The sequence below is a fragment of the Pyxidicoccus fallax genome, assembly GCF_012933655.1.
GTDB classification, from domain to species: Bacteria; Myxococcota; Myxococcia; order Myxococcales; family Myxococcaceae; genus Myxococcus; species Myxococcus fallax.
The window spans coordinates 97,396-111,890 of record NZ_JABBJJ010000004.1 but is presented as its reverse complement, the minus strand read 5'-3'; the positions used below and the strand labels follow the sequence as shown (position 1 = coordinate 111,890).

Sequence of the window (14,495 nt, the reverse complement as noted above, 5' to 3'; positions counted from 1 at the left end):
CCCCCGCTTCCTCCGTGGTCGTCCTGGCAGACCCGGACTTCAACGCCCCGCCGCCCCCCGCCTCCTCGCTGGCCAGGGCGCCCGCGCGGGTCATGCGCTCCAGCGCCCTGAAGCGCTTCTTCTCCGCGCTGAGCGAGGAGGGGCCGCGGCGGGACTGGGACATCGTGCCGCTGCCGGGCTCCCGCCAGGAGGCCGAGGCCATCCAGCGGCTGTGGCCCCAGGCCCAGCTGTACCTGGGTGCCGAGGCGACCAAGCAGCGGCTGCTGCACCTGCCGACGCCCGGCATCCTGCACGTGGCCACCCATGGCTTCTTCCTGGAGGACGAGCCTGCTCCACCCGCGGCGCGCGCGGTGGCCCACTTCGGTGCGCTGGGGGATGACACCCCGGGGGCCAGCTCCCCGGACCCGCTGCTGCGCTCGGGCCTGGTGCTGGCGGGCTCGAGCGCGCCGGCGCCCTCTGGCTCCGGTCCTGCGGCCTCCCAGGTCGACAGCACGCTGGTGACGGCGCTGGAGCTCGCGGGACTGGACCTGTGGGGCACGCAGCTGGTGGTGCTGTCGGCGTGCGACACGGGGCGCGGGGACGTGAAGCTGGGCCAGGGGGTGTACGGGCTGAGACGGGCCTTCCTGGTGGCCGGGGCGGAGACGGTGGTGATGAGCCTGTGGAAGGTGAATGACGAGACGACGCGGGAGCTGATGGAGGCGTACTACCACCGGCTGCTCGCGGGACAGGGCCGGGCGGCGGCGCTGAGGGAGGCGATGCGGAAGCTGAGGCAGGCCCAGCCCCACCCGCACTACTGGGCGCCCTTCATCGCCATGGGCCGCGAGACGCCCCTGCGCCTCTTCACGTCCAGCTTCCTCCGGTACCGGGGCCTCTCCGCGGACTCCGACGGGTTGTGAAGGGTGACAACGTCCGGCGCGTGCACGCTCCGTCTATACTTTCCGCACCCATGACGCCGCGACAGGGTTTCCGGCAGGGATGGCGTTGGAAGGTGGCGAAGGTGATTTCAAAACAGGTATTTCGCGCGGCTTTGTCTGTGATGCTGTTCTTGACGGCTTGCTCCCACCCGACCCGGGTGGAGCCGCCCACCGCTCCCCGAGACACCGGCGGTGCGACCCCGACTTCGACGCTGTCTCCAGTTCCAGCCCCGGCCCCGGCGCCCGCCTCCGTCGCCCCCCCGGTCCAGGCGGAAGCACCTGCCGTGCCCCCGCCGCCGGTCCAGTACCCGGCCGCGGTGAAGGCGGCCTTCGACACGGCGTGGAAGACCCTCTCCCGGAAGCCCGGAGACGCGGCCGCGCAGGACGCGTTCGCGCGCGCCTGGCTCGACCTGGAGTTCCAGCTCCTCGGCGAGGAGCGGAAGGAGGCGGCGGGAGACGAACCGCCGCTGAAGCTGGAGGGCTGCCCGGCGGGTACTCCGGCGAGGGATTGCCTCGCGGCGAGCATCGGCCGCCGCTTCGACAGCTCCTGGTACCGCGTGGAGACGCGGGGTGACGCGGCCGTCGTGCTCTTCTTCCACGCCCGCGACCCCGACGACGGGAACCCGGAGACCGGCAACCTGATGGTGGGGTTCCGGGGCACGCTCCAGGCGCGGCAGGGCGCACCCCTCCGGCTCACCCTCCTCTCCTGGAGCGAGCAGCAGGTCTCGGACGTCCTCGGCACGGCGCTGGGCCGGGGTGCCACGCCGGCGGACCCGAAGGACCCGGCCACGCGCTGGGGCATCCGCTTCGAGCCGCTCGAGCCCGAGCAGTACGCCCTCGTCGACGCCCTTCCCGACGAGTGGGTGGCGCTCCGCGAGGAGGGAGCGCGCTACTGGCGATACCGGGAGTCACCGGCCCACGGCGCGCGCTTCTACATCGTCAAGGAGCCCGGACTGCGCATGGCCTGGCTGTCGTTCGTCGACCGCGATGGCCAGCTCGAGGCGCTCACCCAGGTCTCGAAGAAGGGCGACACCTACCAGCTCGGCGGCTACACGCTCCGCTGGCCAGCTTCGTCCCCCAAGGTGGGCCTGCTGACCGATGACTATCCCGACGCGCCCGCCCTGCCCCACACCCCGGCGCGGTACGCGAAGGAGTACCCGGTCTTCATCCCCAAGCCCACGCCGGAGGAGCTGCGCGAGGAGAACGAGAAGGCCGGGACGTACAAGACGGAGGAAGGACAGCCCGTGCCGGAGATGGTGGGCCGGGTGATGGCGCGGTACTGCGACCGGGGCTACGTGTCACACCTGAAGGCCGGCCTGTACGAGGTGCGGTGCAGCTGCGGCACCTCCTGCGGCGCCTCCACCTTCGTGGACGTGAAGAGCGGGCGCACGTCCGCGCTGTTCTCGATTCCCCTCGCCGTGGACGCCGAGGGCATGCGCGTGGCCATCTCCACGGACGGCCGCATGCCCCTGCGCGTCGTCGGCATGTTCGACGAGAAGGAGTGGCTGCGCCTGCGCCGTCCCGCCGAGGAGACCGCGGACATCTCCGGCGTGATGGGGGTCTCCTTCAGCGGCAACCGGCTGGACCTGCGGTACCTGGACCGGCGCGGAGAGTGGACCGAGGAGGAGGTGGCCCTACCGGACCGTCCCGTCGAGGCCCCGCGGGCCCATGAATAGGGAGGCGAGGTCCTTGACGGGCCGGAGATTCCGCCCGCCGCGCGCGACGCGCTTTTGGAACCTAGCCCCGCCGCGCGCGGACGTATGAGGACGGCCTAGCAGTCCCAATTGGGTACGGAGTAGGACGACGTCGTGCCCCATCTGGACCACAAGCCACAGTGGCAACCCCGCCTCCCGACCAGGGTCGTGTAGGTAGCGTCGCTGTAGAAGTCGATCGCGTCGTGCATGCCGTTGCAGTCGGGAAACGGGGCCTCCTGCGTGGACAGGTTGGTTTCCTCTTCCTGCTCCACGGGCACACCACAGCCCACCATCAGCGCCGACGCCAACAGACCACAGACAATGCTCGCTCGCATGCGTCCTCCATCAAGGTGACTCCCGTAGCCTTAGCAGAGCCTGTCTTTCCTTGGAATGACGATTCCGTGGTCTGAATGTCTATAGCAACATGGATGCACTTTTCTTCGTATCGCGGTTTTACGCACGCACTTGTGAGCCATTCGACAGGGGACGCGGTGTCGGCGCGGCTTACGGCCCGGAGCGCTCCACGCGAGTCCGCCAGGCGATGAAGGGGGCGGAGCGCGCCAGCACGCGCGCGAAGGGCAGGCCGTGCGCGTGCAGCCACTGGCGTGTCGCGTCCCGCAGTCCGGCCTGATCGAGCAACTCCCCCACGGTGTGCCGTGACAGGTCCTCCAGGACGGCGTGCAGCTCGGCCTTCAGCCCCTCGCGCACCTCGGGGCGCGCGAGGTTGTGCGCAATCACCTGGGGCGCCAGGGAGTCGAGTTGCTCGTGGGGCACCCGGCTCAGCGCCTGCGCGGCCTCGGCCTCGGTCTTCTCCAGGGTCGACAGGAAGACCTTCTGGCGCCGTACCCCCAGGGCGCGAGCGGTCTCCTCGCTGGCGAGCCGCTCGGCGATGCGCCGCTGCACCATGGCCATGGAGCCGTCGATGACCTCGCGCACGCGGTCCTGCAAGCCTCCGCCCAGGCCTCCCAGGATTCCCTTCCCCGCCGAGGCCGCCGCTCGCGCGCCCCAGCTCAGCGCATCCCTCAGGCCCCCGGCGACGCCCGCCCCGGGAGCTCCCGCGATGACCTTGCTCACCAGCGACGACAGCGTCTCCTGGAGCGTGGTGCGCACCGTCTCCCGCACCTGCTCGGACGCCACCAGCTCGTCGATGGCCTTGCGAGGCAGGTGCACCGGCTGGCCCAGCAGCGCCGTCAGCGACGCGGTGGCCTCGGTGGGGAGCCACGCGCCCAGCTTGATGTGGCTCTTCGCCGCGCGCGCGAGCAGGCGCGTGCGCAGGGGCGCCACCAGCCGGGCGTGCCAGCCCGTCACCCGCTCGGGCGTCAGGGCGAGGTCAACCGCGGCGAGGACCCGGTCGGGGTCCACCCAATCCGAGACGCGGGATGCACAGAGCGCGTCGAAGGTCAGGTCCAGCAGTTCCAGGAGCGAGGAGTCGTCGAGTTCGGACATCGGGGCGTTCCTACTACGGACCGGAGCCGGAAGGACGGGGACGACGGCCTCCATGGCGACCCGTGTACAGATGGAGTCCACGTGGTAGAAAAACGCGACCAGCCTGGCTGCCTGGCGACTGGCTTCATTCAATCGAGGGGGGGATTCATGAGGAAGGCGAGAACGACCTGGAGCGTCCAGGCCCTGCTCACCGCGGTGCTCGTGGTCGGCTTCGCGGGCTGTGCGGACTCCGAGCAGGAAGAACCGGGACTCTGTCAGCGCAACCCCACCCAGTGTGGTCCGGACGCAGGCACCACGGATCCGCTCCCGGACGCAGGCACCACGGATCCGCTCCCGGATGGGGGGAGCGTTGATACGACGGCACCCACCCTTCTCGACAGCTCGCAGTCGGTCACCCAGGTGCGGGTCCAGGGCCCTGTGACCTTCCGCGTACGTGCCCAGGACGAAGAGAGCCCCCAGCTGCGCTTCTCGTGGACGGCCAACCTCGGGACACTGGGAGTCCCTGTTCATACGGGCACCACCAGCGAGGTCGTCTGGACCTCCCCTTCGTGTGTGCCCACTGGCACCGCGGTCACGGTCACGGTCACGGTCGCGAATCGCAGCGATGCATCCATTTCCAAGACCTTCACCGTCACCGCCAATGCGTGCCCGAGCCCCACCGTGGTCTCAGGCAGTACCCACACGTTGGCGCTGCGCGGCGATGGGACCGTCTGGGCCTGGGGCAACAACGCCAGCGGCCAATTGGGAACCGGAACGACCCTCTCCTGGGCCACGCCGGTACAGGTGGCCGGGCTCACCAGCGTGACGGCGCTGGCGGTGGGCAGTGGCCACTCGCTGGCACTGCGCGGGGATGGCACCGTCTGGTCGTGGGGCTCCAATACGAACCTCCAACTGGGGGACGGGACGTCCATCAATCGGCTCACGCCGGTGCGGGTGTCCGGGCTCACGGGGGTGACCGCCCTGGCCGCGAACTCTCGCCACTCGCTGGCGCTGCGCGAAGATGGGACCGTCTGGGCGTGGGGCAACAACGGCAGTGGCCAGCTGGGAGATGGGACGCGCACCTCCAAGCGCACGCCGGTGCAGGTGTCCGGGCTCACCGGGGTGACCGCCCTGGCCACGGGCTCTTCCTACTCGCTGGCGCTGCGCGACGATGGGACCGTCTGGGGTTGGGGCGGCAACGCAGGCGGCATTCTGGGGGATGGGACGGAGGACCGGACCTCTCCGGTGCAGGTGTCCGGGCTCACCGGGGTGACCGCCCTGGCCGCGGGCCTCAACCACGCGCTGGCGCTGCGCGGCGATGGCAGCGTCTGGGCGTGGGGCTCCAACGGAAATGGCCAACTGGGAGAGGCTTCAGGCACCTCCCATCGGACCACCGCGGTGCAGGTGCTCGGGCTCACGGGCGCCTCCGCCGTGGCCGCGGGAAATACCCACTCGATGGTGCTCCGGAGCGATGGGACCGTCTGGGCCTGGGGCGACAACTTCTACGACCAGCTGGGGGATGGGACGCGCAGCGCTCGATTCGAGCCGCGACAGGTGTCCGGGCCCACCGGCGTGACCACCCTGACGACAGGCTCGTATCACGCACTGGCGCTGACCGGCGATGGCATCCTCTGGGCGTGGGGCGACAACCGCTACGGCCAGCTGGGGACGGGGACGACCACCACGCGGACCCCGGCGGTGCAGGTGCCCGGGCTCACGGGGGTGACGGCCCTTGCCGCGGGCGCGAGCCAGTCACTGGCGCTGCGCGGCGATGGAACCGTCTGGGCGTGGGGCTCCAGCGAAGGCGCTGAGTCGGCCACCCCTCGGGCCTCGCCGGTTCAGGTGGCCGGGCTCACCAACGTGACCGCTCTGGCGGCAGGCAGTGCCCACGCGTTGGCACTGCGCAATGACGGGACCGTGTGGGCGTGGGGCGAAAACGCAAGCGGCCAGTTGGGAGATGGGACGAGCCTCTCCCGGGCCTCGCCGGTACAGGTGGCCGGGCTCACCAACGTGACCGCTCTGGCGGCAGGTGCTTTCCACTCGCTGGCGCTGCGCGGCGATGGCAGCGTCTGGGCGTGGGGCTCCGACGAAGGCGGTGGAACGGGCACCTCTACGTCCACGCCGGTGCAGGTGTCTGGGCTCACGGAGGTCATCGCCCTGGCGGCAGGTAGCAACCACTCGCTGGCGCTGCGTGGCGATGGCTCCGTCTGGGCCTGGGGCAGAAACTCGAGCGGCCAGTTGGGGGATGGGACGAGCGACGCTCGGACCACGCCGGTGCAGGTGTCCGGGCTCACGGAGGTCGTTGCCCTGGCGGCAAGCAGTGGCCACTCGCTGGCGGTGCGCGTCGATGGCTCCGTCTGGGCCTGGGGCTTCAACACGAGTGGACAACTGGGAAGTGGGACGGCGAGCTTCTCTCGAGCCACGGCGGCACGGGTGCCCGGAGTGACGGGTGTCATCGCCGTGGCGGCGGGCAACGGATTCTCGCTGGCGCTGCGCGGAGACGGGACCGCCTGGGGTTGGGGCTACAACGGAGGCGGCCAGGTGGGAGATGGGACGTACACGAACCGGCTCTCGGCGATGCAGGTGTTTGGGTTCACGGGTGGCACCACCCTGGTGACAGGCAGTGACCACGCGCTGGCGCTGCGCGGCGATGGCACCGTCCGGGCGTGGGGCTTCAACGGGAATGGACAGCTCGGCGATGGGACGTTGGCGTCGCGAGTCCCTGTCGAAGCCCTGTGGCCTTGAGCGTCCTTTGAAGGCCCGGCCGTGCACACTCGCGCACCCATGGCGCCCCACCAGCAAGACGGGGCGCCTTGGCCTCCGTGGAGCAGGACTCGAGTCTGCGCGGTATCGTCGCCGACGTGACGGCCGGAGCCATCGAGCCGGGTCACCAGGCGGTACGGCCGAGAGGGACTCGTGAGGCTATTCGTTCGCATCCTCTTGTTTTGCACGCTCCCATTCCTGGCCCTTTCCGCGCTGATGGGTGCCGGGATGCTCTTCAGGGGCGCTTTCATCGTCCCGCTCACGGTGGAGAACCGCACCGGCCGGCCCCTTCTCATCACGCCCGTGGGCACTCCCCACGGACAGGAGCACAAGGCCCCATTGCCCACGGTCGTGCGCCCGATGCTGGCCATCCCTTCGCCGCAAGCCGGCTCCTACCCACTCGGTCCCGACGAGTCCGTGACCATCCATTTCGATAGGGATGACATCACCGCCTCGGAGCTCGTGCTCGAAGACGAGCAGGGTCGCATCCGGCAGCGCGTCATCAACCCGGAGCCGAACAAGGGCTACCGCCCCTTGGATGAGCGTTACGTCCTCGAGGACTTCGAGACCCTGCCCGAGCCGAGCCCCCCCGTCCTGGAGGCCTCCGTTGCCGCTCGCGATAGGAAGAGTGTCCACACCATCCTCTATCTCGTGTTTCTCATCACCCCATGGCTCCTCGCGGCTTGGGCGCTGCGTCGCCTGATGGCGGAGCGGAAGTCGGCTCCGCCGGGCTCACTTCCGAAGTGACGAGACACACCGGGTCTCCACGCCTCGCGGAAAGGCGCGTCGGCGCATTCATCCCGCGCTGTCACGGACCTCGGCGAGAACGAGATGCTCGTACGGCGCGAGCGGCTCCTCGGCGAGCCCGTGGGGCGTGAGAAAGCGCTCACGGAGCATCCGCGGGGTGGGCTGGTCCAGGACGCGGTAACCGGCCGTCGTGAGAAACGGAGGGACGGCGGAGGGAGCGATTCCCCACCGCAGGGGCTCGCCCGCGAGTCGGAGTGCGGACCGGATGGCCCGCCCGAGCAGCCTCCCGGCGAAGAGGAGCCGTGGCTGGCCTTCCTCGTCCGAGTCCATGGAGCTGAAGGCGAGCCGGCTTCCAGGGCTCGTGCAGGCACGCACCTGGGCCAGGAACGCGGAGACCTGCGCGGGCGCCAGATACATGAGGAGCCCCTCGGCCACGACGACGCTCCGGACGTCGACGCGCCAGCCCGCCGCCCCCAGGACCGCCTCCAGCGGCTTCTTCGCGAGGTCCGCCGCGAGGACGACGTGGTTCGGACACGCGAGCCCTCCCCCCTGGATGCCCGCGCGCTTGGGCTCCGCCGTCGCCGGTGCATCCACCTCGACACACGTCACGTCCGGATGACGGCGGGCCACGCTCACGGCCAGGGGGTCGAACCCGGCGCCGACCACGAGCACCTGTCGCGCGCCCTCGGCGATGGCCTGCTCGACGACCTCCCGCATCCAGCGCTTGCGCACCCCGAACCAAAGGAGCTGCCCCTGCCCGAGAAGCCTTTCGGTGGCTTCATAGAACCGCACCGTCAGGCGCGTTCGCTGCAGCTCGACGTGAAGTCGGGGAACCGCACCGGAGGCTCGTAGGATGGCCTCCGCCTCCACCGCCGCGCCCGGCGGCAGCACGGGCGCGAGCCGGGGCACGGAGTCGAGCAGCAGCATGAAGCCAGCAATCTTCGTCGCGGTGCGGCTGGGGCGTTCGCTCGGCATGAGGCTCATCTGGGACTCCCGCGGGCGGCGACCCCAGTATGAGCCCATCTCTTCCTGTCGGTGCACGCGAGATGGCCCGCGAACCGCTCACGGGATGAGCGGCACCGACCAGAGCTGCTGGGCCTCCGTGTCGTCGAAGGCGCCGAAGAACACCCGCGCGCCCGCGCGCACGAAGGCGCCTGGGAAGGAACTCCCGCTCGGGGCGATGTCCTTCAGCAGGCGCGTGCCCGCCACCGTGCCGTCCGTCACCCAGGGCTCGAGGCCCGAGGTCTCGCTGTAGGAGACGAAGAACGCGAGGCCGGAGTCCACCGCGGTGATGGGCGAGCCGTACTCGTCGGAGAGGCTCAGCGGCCGGCGCAACAGCCGCGTGCCGGCCTTGGTGCCATCCGTCACCCACAGTTGCGTGTCGCGCGGGGCGGGGCCGGAGCTGCCGATGACCTGCTCGAAGTAGATGCGGTCCGCCGTGGCGCTGAAGTTGTTGAGGAAGGGAAAGGCCTCCGGCTGGGACGCGTACGGGTTGGACAGCGTGGCGACGTGCTCCTTGCCACCCACATTGTCAATGCGCAGCCGGAAGAGGCCGAGCCGCTGGTCGACCGGGTTGGACAGGGTGACGTAGAGGTGCGCGCCCATCGCCGTCAGCAGCCTCGGGTAGCGGCCATCCGGCTCGAAGGTGTACAGCCGCACCGTGCCCGTGCGGGTGCCGTCCGACTTCCAGACGGTGGTGGCGCCCCCGGCCTCGTACGACGTGAAGAACGCCAGCCCGCCGCTGCTGCGCACGTCCAGCGGCGCGGAGCCCTCCGGCCCGGTGAGCGCGCGCAGCGGCTGCGTGCCCGCGCGGGTGCCATCGGTCTTCCAGGCCGCGACGTTGCCGGCCGAATCCCGGACGAAGAAGACGAGCGCGCTACCCGCGCGCGCCGTCCGCCAATCCACCTCGACGTCTTGTCCCAGGTCGAGGACGCGGACCGTGCCGGTGTCGGTGCCATCGCTCCGCCACAGCTCCGAACGCCCCGGCGTGGTGTCCGTGGCCGGCACATCGCGGAAGAAGACGAGCGTGCTCCCGAGCGCGTTGAGGTACTTGGGCGCGGAACTCCCCGCGCCCGGGGTGATGTCCTTGACGAGCCGGGTGCCACCGGCGGAGCCATCGCTCACCCACAGCTCGTGGCCGTACAGGGGCTCGCCCACGGTGAAGAAGAGCTGCGCTCCCGCCGGGGTGAGGTCCGCCACCTGGACGTTGACCGCGGGGGGCGGCGCCGCGGGGAAGGTCTTCAGCGCGACGGTCCCCGCCTCGGTGCCGTTGCTCACCCACAGCGACCGGGTGCCGTCCTCGAAATTGGCGGCGAAGGCGAGCCGGCCGCGGAAGTCCACCAGGGATGACGGCCCTTGCATGTAGCGCGGAAGCATCTGCGACGGCGGGAAGATGGTCTTCACCCGGCTCGGCGTGCCCACGGTGAGGGCCGCCCGGGACGTGCCGGTCGACGTGTCGTGGACGGCCTCCCGGTCTTCCGCCGGAGTGCCGGAGGGCCATCCGTCCTCTGGCGCCATTCCCCCGCATCCCGCGGCCAGCCAGCCCACCAGAATCCCTCCGCACCATCCGCGCATCCGCCACCTCCACTCCACGGGTTTGCGCGAGGGTAGGGAGCGTGAGTCACATCGACCACCGCGCCACCGGACAGTCAACGCGAGCCGCGTGTGATGGTGGACGAAGGTGCTTCCCCTCCTGCTCCCGGAGTGGGAACGCGCGGAGCCATACCGTGAAACAGAGGCCCTCATGAGCAGGCATGCGCACGGGCGCATGGCTTCATGCCAGCCTGCTGCTCCCGCCCGTTCCCGAATGGCGCAATCCCTCACAGGCCAGTCCTGTGTCGCCGCCGCGGAAGTGGCTCAGCTCTCCCCGCAGGGAGCTGGAGATGCTCGCCGACGAGGGACCGTAGGTGACGGTGCCGTAGCGCCACTGGGTGCCGCGGTTGGGGCCGTTGGCGATGACGCTCATCGTCCCTGCCTGGCTCGCCCTGCACTCTCAACTGCCGGGTACAGACTGTCTCACTCACTCACAATCCATGTTCTTGGAATGAGAGGAAGAACTCGTACGACTCGGGGAATCTGAGAGGGACGGCGAATCGATGGCTCGGGCTCCGAGCCTGACTGGGGCTCCGTCGCATCCGCGTGCGCTGAACGACCAGGAATTGTCACCGGCTCCGTAATCACCAACATACACATCCATCGGAAGAGGCCGCGGGGCGCACCGCGCATACGGCCCTCCGAACCGAATCATTTGAAAGCAAGCCAGCAGCGACGTGCGAGTCCCTCGCGCGGCGCGTGAGGGGGGCTTGCGTCCATTCCGGCGATACCCGCCGGGCGCTGCGACCATGCAGCATGTCGAGGGGAGCAATACGTGAAGATGAAGTCCAAGTGGGCGGGACGTTCCGCGGTGTCCCTGATGTTGTCGGGCTTGATGCTGGTGGGTGGCCCGGGCTGCGGTGGCGGCATGGGGCCGGATGACTCACGGCAGGCGGCGCGGGTTGCCTACGACGGCGAGACGGTGTTCCGGGGCGTGCTCTTCGGCCTGGGGCCCGTGGGCAGCGCGCTGCCCGAAATCTGGGAGGAGCCGCACGCCGCCAGCGTGCTGCGCAATCCGGACCGCTCGGCGGCCGCCGCGGCCCTGGCGGACAAAATCGTCGCGCGCATCCAGCAGCAGGATCCGTCGTTCTTCGGGCGCTTCGGCGCGGACATCCAGAGCGGTGACCACCTGCGCGTGTCGAGCGCGCTGAAGGAAGCCGGTGACGTGACGCTGGCCGCCGCCGCCGCGGAGCAGGGCACGACCGTCCAGGCGCTGCGTGACAAGAAGGCGGCGGCGATCGACGTCTGCGTGGGCGAGGAGGTCGTCGTCCAGGCATACGTCGCCGCGGTGGTGGTGGCCGTGGCCATGGCCGTGGTCGTGGTGGTCGCGCTGGCGCCCGAAGACGGCGGCTCGGAGGCGATGAAGGTGTCCGGCCTGGAGCGCGACGTCTGGGTGCAGCTCCTGGTGGAGCGGCTCGGCCCCGGTGACGCGAGCGCGGCGCCCGCTCGGTAGTCCGTCTCGTCTGGGGAGGCGGGGCCCGGCGCTGTCGGGCTCCGCCTCCGTCCCTTTCTTCGCAGGAGTGGCTCCATGCCTTCGGACAACCTCGCGCCGCCCGAAGCCCGCGGCCTCAACCGCCTGGGGGGCGTTGCCCTCGCGGTCGTCTCCGCCTGGGTGATTGTGCTCGCCTATGTGGCGCATGGCTTCATGCCCTACAACCCGTTCTCCCTGCCCTTCGAACGATACGTCCGCGCCTCGACGTGGGCGCCCGAGGGCTGGAGCTTCTTCACTCGCAACCCGCAGGAGCCGGACATCCGCCTGTACTCACGCGGCGTGGATGGCACCTGGATGCCCTCGGGCCTGACGCCCAACTCCAGCCCGGCGAACCTCTTCGGCCTCCGGCGCGGCGGCCGTGCACAGGGCATGGAGTCCGCGCTCCTGCTGGAGCACGTCGCCAAGGAGTCATGGCAGGCGTGCGAGGGGGCTCCGCTCTCGTGCCTGGAGCGCATGGAGGCGCTGCCCCCGGTCCACAACCCCACGCCGGGTCCGACGCTCTGCGGCCACGTGGGCTTTGTCTCGCAGAAGCCCGTGCCCTGGGCATGGAGCCGCGCGACGCGGCCGGTGGTCATGCCCTCGAACGTGCTGGTGATGGAGGTCTCATGCTGACGGCCCTGGGTGGCGCCACGAGGCGCTGGATGGGAGACGTGAATCCCTGGACGAACGTGTATGGGCTCGCCCGCACGCTGCTTGCCACGGGCACCGCGCTCACCCTCGCGTTCAACCCCACGACGCTGATGTTCCGCCCCGCCGCGGGCGGCATCGAGGCGCCCATCTGCCAGGGCATGAGCAACGCCGCCCTGTTCTGCCTGGTCCCGCGAGGGGGCCTGGAGTGGGCACGCTGGCTGGCGGTGGCGCTGCTCGTCGTCGTCGCCTCCGGATGGCGTCCCCGGCTGACGGCGCCCGTGCACTGGTGGCTGTCCTTCAGCCTGCACTCCACCGCGCTCGCCACCGATGGCGGAGACCAGGTGACGTCCGTCCTGACGTTGCTCCTGCTGCCCCTGACGCTCACCGACGGGCGGCGCTGGCACTGGGACCCGCCGCGCGAGCGCGGGGAGGGGGCGCGTCTGGTGGCGCTGTCGTCGCTCACCGCCATCCGTCTCCAGGTGGCGCTCGTCTACTTCCACGCCGCGGTGGCCAAGTTCCCCGTGCGGGAGTGGGCGGACGGCACCGCGCTCTACTATTGGCTGCTGGACCCGGGCATTGGCGCGTCGCCGTGGCTCGCCGCGCTGCTGCGCCCGCTGCTCACGCAGGGGGTGCCCGTGGCGCTGCTCACCTGGAGCGTGCTCGTGCTGGAAGTCTTCCTCGCGGCGGGCCTCGTGGTGGAGAAGCGCCACCGGGGAAGGCTGTTGCTGCTGGGGCTGGGACTGCATGGCGGCATCGCGCTCATCCATGGCCTGCCCAGCTTCGCCCTGGCCATGGCTGGCGCACTGGTGCTCTTCCTGCGTCCGCTGGAAGACGGGTTCGCCTGGCTGAGGCTCCGGCGTAGCCCTTCCCCAAGGGCAGCCTGCTCCCACCACGAAGCACGCCTCTGTTCTAGGCCCGAAAACGTCTCGTGAGCTGTCATGCCCTGCATCCGCGGGGTTGCTTCATCACGTAGAGGCAGGACCGCATATTCGCCCCCTCTGACTGGCGAGCGCCGGCAGTGGGAGGAAAGCCATCATGCGGTTCTCTCGATGCAGATTCGCTTTCGTCGCGTGGGTCACCTTGCTGCTGGTCGGAACCCGCGCGCCAGCCGCCCCGCACCAACTCCCGGGCCCGGTGCAGCCAGAAGGCATCGTCCAGCCATTCCTCATCACCTTCGAGCGCCACGAGGTCCAGGTGATTGCCCTGCTCGCCAATCACCCTGTCTACGATGCCATCGAGGTGATGGTGACGCGGCGGACCGGGCGGCCCCCGCTGCTTCGAGCCATCATCACGCAGCTCGATGGAGTTCAAATCGACTTCATCAACGACGAGGAGGCGGCGAGGGAGCGCGCCGCGGTGCTGACCGATCGGCGGACGCTCTACCGGCCCATGCGGTACGAGGAGGGAGAGCGCAACGGCCTCCCCACGATGCGGCTGCGCTTCACCTCTCATGAGGGTGAGCGGATCGTGCTCTCGTTCGAGGCCTTCTCGCCCCCCACCCCCGAGCAGGGCGGGTTCATCAATCCTGGAAATCACTCGGAGGACTCCTCCCTTCCCGTGATGTGGGCGGGCACCAGCGCCCTCGCCCACCCCCACAGTCAGGTGACCGTGGACGGCATCTCCTATCGGCTCCGCCCCGCCCCGCAGCCAGGCGCGCTTCTCTTCATCTACTCGGAAGACTTCCTCATCGGTGTCATCCGCGAGGGGCAGCTGAGGCTGTGGCTGGCCTGGGCCCCCAGGCGCATCGCGGTGGGCGAGCGCTGGGTGTATTGGGACAACCTGGGCAACCTGCACCAGTACGAGCTCGTCGGCATCGAGGGAGACCTGCTCACCCTGCACAAGACCACCACGTCGTCGTTCCTGGCGGAGGAAATCCTCACGGTCCAACGCGTGGAAGGGCAATTCCTGCTCCGCTCCGTCCGGAACACGGGCCGGCTCGACAGACGCGAGGACATCCCGCCCGCTCCCCAGGGCTTCACCCTCCGCCTGTCCACCCAGGGTGGCTTTTCGTTGTCCACGGACGAGCACGAGAACCTCGTGACGGGGACGGCCTCCCGGCAGGTGAGCGGCAACACGACGACGTGGACCCTTCACCCCATGGACCCGCCCTGGACGCAGGGCCGCACGGTGCGAGCCAGCGTCTCCAGGTATGGGCGCTGGCACCACATCGAGAACACGGTCGGCGAGGACTGAGCGGCCCGCGCCGACCGGCTCGCGCCTGTGTCCGTGCTTGCTTTG

13 protein-coding genes are annotated in these 14,495 nt (G+C 70.1%); 8 read left to right on the top strand and 5 right to left on the bottom strand.

Features of this window, described 5'->3' with window-relative positions; all coding sequences use genetic code 11:
• Together HG543_RS01730 and HG543_RS01725 are read left to right on the top strand one after the other, a co-directional pair.
• The coding region (locus tag HG543_RS01730) for a CHAT domain-containing protein (protein ID WP_169342860.1) at positions 1 to 896 on the top strand (896 nt) is incomplete at its 5' end.
• 302 nt (positions 897 to 1,198) lie between these two features.
• Entirely contained in the window at positions 1,199 to 2,590 is a 1,392-nt protein-coding gene (locus HG543_RS01725; protein WP_169342859.1) for a hypothetical protein, read from the top strand.
• 95 nt (positions 2,591 to 2,685) lie between these two features.
• Here the strand turns inward: HG543_RS01725 and HG543_RS57240 are convergent, their stop codons facing one another.
• Positions 2,686 to 2,817, bottom strand: a complete 132-nt coding sequence (locus HG543_RS57240; protein ID WP_500690498.1) for a DUF6289 family protein — start codon at positions 2,815 to 2,817, stop codon at positions 2,686 to 2,688.
• Positions 2,818 to 3,112: 295 nt separating this feature from the next.
• Positions 3,113 to 4,054: a hypothetical protein gene (locus HG543_RS01720; protein ID WP_169342858.1), complete on the bottom strand. Its 942-nt coding sequence runs from the start codon at positions 4,052 to 4,054 to the stop codon at positions 3,113 to 3,115.
• 147 nt (positions 4,055 to 4,201) lie between these two features.
• Here HG543_RS01720 and HG543_RS01715 point away from each other — a divergent pair, with 147 nt between their 5' ends.
• The gene (locus HG543_RS01715) at positions 4,202 to 6,778 is read left to right on the top strand and encodes an RCC1 domain-containing protein (protein ID WP_169342857.1); all 2,577 of its coding nucleotides are present in this window, start codon (positions 4,202 to 4,204) and stop codon (positions 6,776 to 6,778) included.
• Positions 6,779 to 6,949: 171 nt separating this feature from the next.
• On the top strand, positions 6,950 to 7,543 hold the full coding sequence (locus tag HG543_RS01710; RefSeq protein ID WP_169342856.1) for a hypothetical protein: 594 nt from the start codon (positions 6,950 to 6,952) through the stop codon (positions 7,541 to 7,543).
• 48 nt (positions 7,544 to 7,591) lie between these two features.
• Here the strand turns inward: HG543_RS01710 and HG543_RS01705 are convergent, their stop codons facing one another.
• The 3 genes from HG543_RS01705 to HG543_RS01695 all read right to left on the bottom strand — a co-directional run bounded on the left by HG543_RS01705 (position 7,592) and on the right by HG543_RS01695 (position 10,508).
• Positions 7,592 to 8,518, bottom strand: coding sequence for a class I SAM-dependent methyltransferase (locus HG543_RS01705; RefSeq protein WP_169342855.1), 927 nt, complete (start codon positions 8,516 to 8,518; stop codon positions 7,592 to 7,594).
• Between the two features lie 87 nt (positions 8,519 to 8,605).
• Positions 8,606 to 10,060 (bottom strand): hypothetical protein, encoded by a 1,455-nt coding sequence (locus HG543_RS01700; protein WP_169342854.1) that lies wholly within the window; start codon positions 10,058 to 10,060, stop codon positions 8,606 to 8,608.
• Positions 10,061 to 10,316: 256 nt separating this feature from the next.
• Entirely contained in the window at positions 10,317 to 10,508 is a 192-nt protein-coding gene (locus HG543_RS01695; protein ID WP_169342853.1) for a hypothetical protein, read from the bottom strand.
• 408 nt (positions 10,509 to 10,916) lie between these two features.
• On the opposite strand from HG543_RS01695, the gene HG543_RS01690 reads away from it, so the two are divergent.
• The 4 genes from HG543_RS01690 (at position 10,917) to HG543_RS01675 (ending at position 14,450) form a co-directional block, all read left to right on the top strand.
• Positions 10,917 to 11,588 (top strand): sporulation delaying protein family toxin, encoded by a 672-nt coding sequence (locus HG543_RS01690; RefSeq protein ID WP_246356685.1) that lies wholly within the window; start codon positions 10,917 to 10,919, stop codon positions 11,586 to 11,588.
• Positions 11,589 to 11,663: 75 nt separating this feature from the next.
• A complete protein-coding gene (locus HG543_RS01685; RefSeq protein WP_169342851.1) occupies positions 11,664 to 12,239 on the top strand; it encodes an SdpA family antimicrobial peptide system protein in 576 nt (191 codons plus the stop codon).
• Positions 12,233 to 13,189: a sporulation-delaying protein SdpB family protein gene (locus HG543_RS01680; protein WP_246356681.1), complete on the top strand. Its 957-nt coding sequence runs from the start codon at positions 12,233 to 12,235 to the stop codon at positions 13,187 to 13,189. Before HG543_RS01685 ends, HG543_RS01680 begins: the two co-directional genes overlap by 7 nt.
• A 103-nt stretch (positions 13,190 to 13,292) precedes the next feature.
• Positions 13,293 to 14,450, top strand: coding sequence for a hypothetical protein (locus HG543_RS01675; RefSeq protein ID WP_169342850.1), 1,158 nt, complete (start codon positions 13,293 to 13,295; stop codon positions 14,448 to 14,450).
• Positions 14,451 to 14,495 lie beyond the last annotated feature (45 nt).

Bases quoted from the DNA above. Each gene is read 5' to 3' on its own strand.
- HG543_RS01715 (WP_169342857.1), top strand. From the start codon at position 4,202: ATGAGGAAGGCGAGAACGACCTGGAGCGTCCAGGCCCTGCTCACCGCG.
- HG543_RS01700 (WP_169342854.1), bottom strand. From the start codon at position 10,060: ATGGCGCCAGAGGACGGATGGCCCTCCGGCACTCCGGCGGAAGACCGG.
- HG543_RS57240 (WP_500690498.1), bottom strand. From the start codon at position 2,817: ATGCACGACGCGATCGACTTCTACAGCGACGCTACCTACACGACCCTG.
- HG543_RS01705 (WP_169342855.1), bottom strand. From the start codon at position 8,518: ATGCCGAGCGAACGCCCCAGCCGCACCGCGACGAAGATTGCTGGCTTC.
- HG543_RS01675 (WP_169342850.1), top strand. From the start codon at position 13,293: ATGCGGTTCTCTCGATGCAGATTCGCTTTCGTCGCGTGGGTCACCTTG.
- HG543_RS01680 (WP_246356681.1), top strand. From the start codon at position 12,233: ATGCTGACGGCCCTGGGTGGCGCCACGAGGCGCTGGATGGGAGACGTG.
- HG543_RS01695 (WP_169342853.1), bottom strand. From the start codon at position 10,508: ATGAGCGTCATCGCCAACGGCCCCAACCGCGGCACCCAGTGGCGCTAC.
- HG543_RS01690 (WP_246356685.1), top strand. From the start codon at position 10,917: ATGAAGTCCAAGTGGGCGGGACGTTCCGCGGTGTCCCTGATGTTGTCG.
- HG543_RS01685 (WP_169342851.1), top strand. From the start codon at position 11,664: ATGCCTTCGGACAACCTCGCGCCGCCCGAAGCCCGCGGCCTCAACCGC.
- HG543_RS01720 (WP_169342858.1), bottom strand. From the start codon at position 4,054: ATGTCCGAACTCGACGACTCCTCGCTCCTGGAACTGCTGGACCTGACC.